Source organism: uncultured Neisseria sp. (genome assembly GCF_951230505.1).
In the GTDB taxonomy this organism is placed as follows: Bacteria; Pseudomonadota; Gammaproteobacteria; order Burkholderiales; family Neisseriaceae; genus Neisseria.
On record NZ_CATNVN010000101.1, the window covers coordinates 1 to 6,791 of the forward strand.

Here is a 6,791-nt window from a genome sequence, read left to right on the forward strand (position 1 = left end):
TTAAATGAATAATCTGTAAATAATATTACTAACAAAACCAAATGCTTTTGCATTAACGGCATTTGCTTCGCTATTAAATAAACCCAGCCTCAATAAACAAAACTCGACCTGCAAGATATATCCCTATCCATTTGTCACCATTTTCAGACGGCCTTTTGTCAAGACCGGAAAAAACAGGTAAATCTGTTTTTCGATTAGAAGCATTATTATTATGATGCATGCCTTCGGCAACACCCCCACCCTTTACGAGGAAAAACAAATGAAAAAATATTTTGCAGAATTTTTCGGCACTTTCTGGCTGGTATTCGGCGGTTGCGGCAGCGCAGTATTGGCAGCAGCTTACCCTGAACTCGGCATTGGCTTTGCCGGTGTCGCTTTGGCGTTCGGCTTGACCGTACTGACCATGGCTTATGCCGTTGGCCACATTTCCGGCGGACACTTCAACCCTGCCGTTTCCGTCGGCCTTTTCATCGGTGGTCGCTTCAACGGTAAAGACCTGTTGCCTTACATCGTATCCCAAGTTATCGGTGCGATTGCCGCTGCTGGCGTTCTGTATCTGATTGCTTCCGGTAAAACCGGTTTTGATGCTGTTGCCTCCGGCTTTGCCAGCAACGGTTTCGGCGAACACTCTCCTAACGGTTACGACATGATGGCTGCTTTGCTGATCGAATTCGTACTGACCGCATTCTTCCTGATCATCATCATGGGTTCTACCGACAAACTGGCTCCGGCCGGCTTTGCCCCTATCGCCATCGGCCTGGGTCTGACCCTGATTCACTTGATCAGCATTCCTGTAACCAATACTTCCGTTAACCCTGCACGTTCTACCGGCGTTGCCTTGTTCCAAGGTGGCTGGGCTATTGAACAACTATGGTTGTTCTGGTTGGCTCCTATTGCCGGCGCAGCAGTTGGCGCAGCTATTTACCGCTTCGTTTTGGCTAACGACGACAAATAATCTTGACGAAATGACATTCCCGGTACGGCCGACACCTTAAACCGTCCGCATCCAAGTTGCCGAGACATAAACGCACCGCCTGACTCAGACGGTGCGTTTGTTTTTACCATGTTACAATACTTTTTTTCTTACATTCTCAAACCATCATGCAAACCTTACCTTTTCAAACCGATATCGCTGCCAGAATGCTGGTCAATACTGAAAACGAAACCATCCATCCCGATGCCGTATTCGTACAAACGCAAAACGGCTACTGGATTGCTTGGTACGACCAACAAGCCGCACTGCTTGCACCTGACACACCACCCGATATTCCCTGCTTTTGGGTAGAAGGCGCAGAAAGCTTGGAAGAGCTGGTAAGCATGGTAGAAAACGGCGAATTTGATGAAGTTGAAGAATTTGACGGCGATGATGATGCTTGGCAAGAAGCACTCGGATGCAACCATCATCACGAAGGACACTGCGGATGCAGCCATTGAGATGCACAAAACGCCTGCTTCCGGCACTTGCCCTTTGTCTGACGCTTAACGGCTGCGTTGTAGGCGCGGCTGTCGATTTGGCTGCACAACCGTCCTGACTGCCGGAAAATTGGTTGTCAAAGGAACGGGGGCAGTGATTGATGCCGCCATTCCTGACAGCAAAAAAGACAAGGACAAAGAAAAAGAAAAGAGCAAAGAAAAGCCAAAATCGGAAGAAATCGTCTATAAGAAAGAATCTTCTGACGAAGTAGCGCAATAATCCTTCAGACGGCCTCGGAATCCTACCGAGGCCGTCTGAACATTCATCCTTACATATAGCCCTGTTCGCGCAAAGAGCAGGTTTCTTTTGCCGTCACGATAAAATGGTCCAACAGCGTAATATCAACCAAACTTAAAGCCTGTTTCAAACGCTCTGTAAACTGCACATCAGATTCAGACGGCATTGCCGAACCGCCAGGATGATTGTGTGCCAAAATCAAACTGTCGGCATATTCATCCAATGCCAATTTGACGATTTCACGGATATAAACCGTGTTTTCCGCCACCGTACCGCGCGACAATTCCCGTACCGCAATCAATTGATTTTGACGGTTGAGCAGCAAAGCAACGCTGACCTCGATTTTTTCATGCCCAAGATGCAGGCGCAGATAATCCGCAACCGATTGCGGGTTTGACAGAACAATCTGCTCCTGCAAATCTTCACCCAAAATCCGCCGCCCGATTTCTTTGACCACTGCAAATTGAGTATAGCTCGCCAAGCCCATGCCCTTATAAGCAGCGAGTGTTTTGGCATCCGCACTCATCAGCTTCCCCAAGCTGCCAAACTCACTCAACAAATAACGCGCTAAATCAACCGCACTCATACCGCGCGTTCCGACACGCAACAAAATCGCCAGCAACTCCGCATCACTCAACGCCGTCGCACCGTGCGCCAAGAGCTTCTCGCGCGGCCGTTCCCCTTCAGGCCATTCTTTAATGCTCATGTTTTCCCTTTTTATTCATATAGCGAATTTAGTTTTTATTTAGAACAAAACCATCTTGCCCGCATAAAACGCAATCCGCACGACTTTATTAAAATTAATGCAATTTGCGTATTTTATTCTATCTTGAATTATTTTTTAAGACATTTAAATATAAATTAAACCCTTTTGTGCAGAAAAACAACGTTACCCATTTTTGCTATCCTGTTCCCCTGCCTGCCTTTCCTTTCCTATTTGTTTCAAATCAGCCGCTACAAGCATTTTCATATTGCCCCTATGAGGCTTAGGCTAATATAATATTGAGTTTGCCGAAAGCAAAAGTTAGGCTTAAATTGCTTTCTATCCACGCTGCCCGTGCGCTTTACAAGAGTTTCAGACGGCCTCCGTCCGACTCCCGCCAGCAATCAAACAGCTTTTTATCACCCATTCGAAAATCCGTTTTGCCGGTACTCGTCTTTCTTTTTGGAGTATTGCCATTATGACCGCAACCACTGCGTCTTCAGCCAAACCTTATTTGCAAATCCAAGGCTTGGTGAAAAAGTTTGGTGACAATTACGCTGTCGATAACATCGACTTGGACATCTATCAACACGAAATCTTTGCCCTTTTGGGCAGTTCAGGCAGTGGCAAATCTACGCTGCTGCGCATGTTGGCAGGCATGGAAAGCCCAAATCAGGGCAAAATCATTCTCGACGGCCAAGACATTACCAAGCTTGCTCCGTATGAACGCCCAATCAACATGATGTTCCAAAGCTATGCCCTGTTCCCGCACATGAGCGTTGAGCAAAACATCGCTTTCGGTCTGAAACAAGACAAAATGCCTAAAGGCGAAATCGATGCCCGCGTCGAAGAAATGTTGCGCCTGGTGCAAATGACCAAATACGCCAAACGCAAACCGCACCAACTCTCCGGCGGCCAGCAACAACGTATCGCTTTGGCGCGCAGCCTGGCGAAACGTCCTAAAATCCTGCTGCTTGACGAACCTTTGGGCGCACTCGATAAAAAACTGCGCCAACAAACCCAACTGGAATTGGTCAACACGCTGGAACAAGTCGGCGTAACCTGCATCATGGTTACCCACGACCAAGAAGAAGCAATGACGATGGCTACCCGTATCGCCATTATGTCCGACGGCCAATTGCGCCAAGTCGGTACGCCTAGCGACGTGTACGATTACCCTAACAGCCGCTTTACTGCTGAATTTATCGGCGAAACCAATATTTTTGACGGTGTCGTTGTTGACGACCGCGCCGATTTCTCCATCGTCAAATGTGACGGTTTGGAAAACCACGTCCGCATCGACCACGGCTTGGGCGTTCCGAACGACCATGAAATTTGGATCAGCATCCGCCCTGAAGACATTGATTTGCATAAAGAAAAACCGGAACACTTGGGCGCGCACAACTGGGCCCAAGGCACGGTTAAAGAAATTGCCTATCTGGGCAGCTTCGCGATTTACCACATCAAACTCGCCAACGGCCGTGTCGTTAAGAGCCAAGTTCCCGCACCTTATTGGTATGTACGCAACATTACGCCGCCGACTTGGGACGAGACCGTCTATATCAGCTGGCCTGAAAACCAACCGACACCTCTGTACAGTTAATTTGAGGGAAATGCAATGGACCTTAAAAAACTGAAAAAGAAACTGTTTCGCCGTCCTGGACAGCGTGCAGTGATTGCCGTGCCGTATATTTGGCTTTTGATTCTGTTTCTGATTCCGTTCGCCATCGTATTGAAAATCAGCTTTGCCGAACAAGAAATCGCTATTCCGCCATTTACGCCGCTGACAACGATTGATGAAGACTTAGGCCGTCTGAACATTGCCATCAGCTATCAGAACTACGCCGACATCTTCCAAAATTTTTGGAATACACTCAATCCTTTTGGCGACAGTGAAAACAGCAATATCTATCTGATGACCTACTGGTCTTCGATTAAGACTGCGCTGACGACGACCATCATCTGCCTGTTGATTGGTTACCCGACCGCTTATGCCATCTCACGCGCCAATCCGGCTGCGCGCAACGGCCTGCTGTTGGCAATCATGCTGCCTTTCTGGACCTCTTTCCTGTTGCGTGTTTACGCATGGATGGGCTTATTGGGTCACAACGGCATCATCAACAATTTCTTAATCAAATATGGAATCATCAGCGAGCCTTTAGACCTGTTCTACAATGCTTTCTCGCTGAATTTGGTGATGGTTTACGCCTATCTGCCGTTTATGATTTTGCCGCTGTACACACAACTGGTAAAACTGGACAACCGTCTGCTCGAAGCTGCTTCCGACTTGGGCGCAGGTCCGATCAAATCGTTCTTTACCATTACCCTGCCTTTATCCAAAACAGGCATCATCGCTGGCTCTATGCTGGTCTTTGTTCCGGCCGTCGGTGAATTTGTGATTCCTGAATTGGTGGGCGGTTCTGAAAACCTGATGATTGGTAAAGTATTGTGGCAGGCATTCTTCGACCAAAACAACTGGCCGCTGGCTTCTGCCGTCGCCGTCGTCATGGTTGCCCTGCTGGTTGTACCGATTGCCCTGTTCCAGCACTATGAAAACCGCGAATTGGAAGAAGGAGGCAAATAATGCAGAAAACCAAATTATCCTGGTTCTTGAAACTGATGCTCCTGCTCTCGCTGGCATTCCTCTATATTCCGCTGGTGGTTTTGGTCATCTATTCTTTCAATGAATCCAAACTGGTTACCGTTTGGGGCGGTTTTTCAACCAAATGGTACGGCGCATTGATGGAAAACGACACCATCTTGGAAGCGGCCTGGCTGTCATTGCGTATCGCCATCGTTTCCTCACTTGCCGCCGTGGCACTCGGCACATTGGCTGGTTACGCCATGGCGCGTATCAAACGCTTCCGAGGCAGCACCCTGTTTGCCGGTATGATTTCCGCGCCTATGGTAATGCCTGATGTGATTACCGGTTTGTCCATGCTGCTGCTGATTATTCAGGTACAAATGTTCCTGCAAAGCAGCGAATTGCTGCAATCGCTCTACTTCGATCGCGGTTTCTTCACCATCTTCCTCGGCCACACCACGCTTTGCATGGCGTACATTACCGTCATTATCCGCTCGCGCTTGGTGGAATTGGATCAATCCTTGGAAGAAGCTGCAATGGACTTGGGTGCCCGTCCGCTGAAGATTTTCTTCGTGATTACCCTGCCGCTGATTGCCCCTGCGATCGCTTCCGGCTTCCTCTTGGGCATTACCCTGTCTTTGGACGACTTGGTGATTACCTCCTTCCTGTCAGGCCCGGGTTCATCGACATTGCCGCAAGTGATTTTCTCCAAAATCAAACTCGGCCTTGACCCTCAAATGAACGTTTTGGCAACCATCCTGATCGGTATCATCGGTACGCTGGTGATTGTCGTCAACTACTGGATGATGCGTCAGGCAACCAAACGGGAACGCGAGGCTGCCGAAGCCTACCGCCAAGAAAAATTGGCAGCCGAGAAAGCCGCCTAATATGCAGACAGGCTGTCCGATAAAGCGTCGGAACAGCCTGTTTTATTAACTGCATCTTATCTTTTCAGACGGCCTGAACCCAAACCCACATTCCAGGCCGTCTGAAAACCAATTTCAATGAAGTGAAAACCACAACCTAAAGCTCAAATCATGATTAATCCCAGCTTCAAAGAATACCTTCCTTCCTACTATGTCAGCACGGCCAATCCCCATCCGTCTTATCCGACGCTTGAAGGCCATCTGAAAACTGAAACCTGCGTTATCGGCGGCGGTCTGTCCGGCTTATGCACCGCCCTACCGCTTGCCGAAAACGGCCATGAAGTCATCGTACTTGAAGCCGCCCGTATCGGTTTCGGCGCATCAGGTCGCAGCGGCGGACAAGTCATCAGCGACTTTGCCTGCGGCATGGAAGAAATCGAAAAACAAGTCGGTTTGGAACAAGCCCAATGGTTCTGGCAGCAATCCCTACAAGCCGTTGAACTGGTTGACTCGCGCATTCAAAAACACAATATCCAATGCGATTGGCAACGCGGCTACGCTACCGTCGCCGTACGTCCTCAGCATTGGGAAGAGTTGCAACAATGGCACGAACACGCCCAAAAACATTATGGCGCAAGCCATTACCAGCTTTGGGATAAAGCCACGCTGAAGCAGCAACTTGCCAGCGATATGTATCAAGGCGCGCAATTTGATCCTTTATCCGGCCACTTACACCCGCTCAATTACACCCTAGGCATTGCCAAAGCGGCAGCCGATGCAGGCGCACAACTTTTTGAGCAATCCCCGATGACGCGTATCGAGCCATGCGATAACGGCTGGCTGGTTCATACACCTAATGGCAGAGTCGAGTGCAAAAACCTCGTTTATGCCGTCAATACTTATGCCGGTTTACACCCGAAATTCAAA

The 6,791-nt window shown here is 48.8% G+C and carries 7 protein-coding genes and 1 pseudogene; 7 read left to right on the plus strand and 1 reads right to left on the minus strand.

The annotated features are described in order from the left end of the window. Window positions 1-211: 211 nt before the first annotated feature. The 3 genes and pseudogenes from aqpZ (at window position 212) to Q1M25_RS07090 (ending at window position 1,693) form a co-directional block, all read left to right on the plus strand. A complete protein-coding gene (gene aqpZ, locus Q1M25_RS07080; RefSeq protein WP_300483351.1) occupies window positions 212-955 on the plus strand; it encodes an aquaporin Z in 744 nt (247 codons plus the stop codon). A gap of 146 nt (window positions 956-1,101) precedes the next feature. After that, window positions 1,102-1,434 (plus strand): general secretion pathway protein GspG, encoded by a 333-nt coding sequence (locus Q1M25_RS07085; protein WP_300483354.1) that lies wholly within the window; start codon window positions 1,102-1,104, stop codon window positions 1,432-1,434. Next, a pseudogene (locus Q1M25_RS07090) lies at window positions 1,422-1,693 on the plus strand (NF038104 family lipoprotein). Before Q1M25_RS07085 ends, Q1M25_RS07090 begins: the two are co-directional and overlap by 13 nt. Before the next feature lie 49 nt (window positions 1,694-1,742). Here Q1M25_RS07090 and radC read toward each other — a convergent pair. After that, a complete protein-coding gene (gene radC / locus Q1M25_RS07095; protein WP_300483357.1) occupies window positions 1,743-2,417 on the minus strand; it encodes a DNA repair protein RadC in 675 nt (224 codons plus the stop codon). Between the two features lie 475 nt (window positions 2,418-2,892). Between radC and Q1M25_RS07100 the strand changes: the two genes are divergently transcribed. The 4 genes from Q1M25_RS07100 to Q1M25_RS07115 form a co-directional block, all read left to right on the plus strand. Further along, window positions 2,893-4,017 carry a polyamine ABC transporter ATP-binding protein gene (locus tag Q1M25_RS07100; protein WP_070823535.1) on the plus strand — a complete coding sequence of 375 codons (1,125 nt, stop codon included), beginning with the start codon at window positions 2,893-2,895 and terminating at the stop codon, window positions 4,015-4,017. Between the two features lie 15 nt (window positions 4,018-4,032). After that, window positions 4,033-4,998 (plus strand): ABC transporter permease subunit, encoded by a 966-nt coding sequence (locus Q1M25_RS07105; protein ID WP_004520792.1) that lies wholly within the window; start codon window positions 4,033-4,035, stop codon window positions 4,996-4,998. Continuing rightward, window positions 4,998-5,885 carry an ABC transporter permease subunit gene (locus Q1M25_RS07110; protein ID WP_300483363.1) on the plus strand — a complete coding sequence of 296 codons (888 nt, stop codon included), beginning with the start codon at window positions 4,998-5,000 and terminating at the stop codon, window positions 5,883-5,885. Before Q1M25_RS07105 ends, Q1M25_RS07110 begins: the two co-directional genes overlap by 1 nt. A 150-nt stretch (window positions 5,886-6,035) precedes the next feature. Further along, the coding region (locus Q1M25_RS07115; protein WP_300483365.1) for an FAD-binding oxidoreductase at window positions 6,036-6,791 on the plus strand (756 nt) is incomplete at its 3' end.

Excerpts from the sequence above, each read along its gene's own strand:
- aqpZ (WP_300483351.1), top strand. The coding sequence starts at position 212 with ATGATGCATGCCTTCGGCAACACCCCCACCCTTTACGAGGAAAAACAA.
- Q1M25_RS07085 (WP_300483354.1), top strand. The coding sequence starts at position 1,102 with ATGCAAACCTTACCTTTTCAAACCGATATCGCTGCCAGAATGCTGGTC.
- radC (WP_300483357.1), bottom strand. The coding sequence starts at position 2,417 with ATGAGCATTAAAGAATGGCCTGAAGGGGAACGGCCGCGCGAGAAGCTC.
- Q1M25_RS07100 (WP_070823535.1), top strand. The coding sequence starts at position 2,893 with ATGACCGCAACCACTGCGTCTTCAGCCAAACCTTATTTGCAAATCCAA.
- Q1M25_RS07105 (WP_004520792.1), top strand. The coding sequence starts at position 4,033 with ATGGACCTTAAAAAACTGAAAAAGAAACTGTTTCGCCGTCCTGGACAG.
- Q1M25_RS07110 (WP_300483363.1), top strand. The coding sequence starts at position 4,998 with ATGCAGAAAACCAAATTATCCTGGTTCTTGAAACTGATGCTCCTGCTC.